This is a genomic window from Bilifractor sp. LCP21S3_F8 (assembly GCF_052117805.1).
GTDB lineage: Bacteria > Bacillota > Clostridia > Lachnospirales > Lachnospiraceae > Bilifractor.
In genome coordinates this window covers 1-389 of the sequence record NZ_JBQKIK010000079.1, presented here as the reverse complement: position 1 = coordinate 389, position 389 = coordinate 1, and the positions used below count along the sequence as shown (strand labels likewise).

1 protein-coding gene is annotated in these 389 nt (G+C 42.4%); it reads right to left on the bottom strand.

The features are described from left to right. Positions 1-134: 134 nt before the first annotated feature. The coding region (locus tag ACTQ3A_RS13965; RefSeq protein ID WP_441495350.1) for a hypothetical protein at positions 135-389 on the bottom strand (255 nt) is incomplete at its 5' end.

Below are 389 nucleotides of genomic sequence, written 5' to 3'. Positions count from 1 at the left end.
CGTTCCCATTCCGAACACGATGGTTAAGACCCGGGCGGCCGAAAATACTATGCCGGAGACAGTATGGAAAGATAGGCGGCCGCCAGCATCCTTACAACAAATAAACTTACATTAAAGCAAGCGAAAATCTCTCGTTATAAGAGCAGTGAATCACTTGCTGCTGGGAAAGCAAAAGCTTTACCGGTGATACGAGCTGAAAAGATCATGTTTTGAGATCCTCGAGTGGATTTCCCTGTAGATCCTTTGGAATTAGCGAAAGCTTCCTGAAGATCAGATTTCTTTCCGGCTGGTATGGCTGATAAAGCCAGATACGTACCTTGAAAACTGAATACACAAACGATTCCAAAAAGAAATCCAAAGCACAATCGAAAAATCAAAAGATTTTGAAA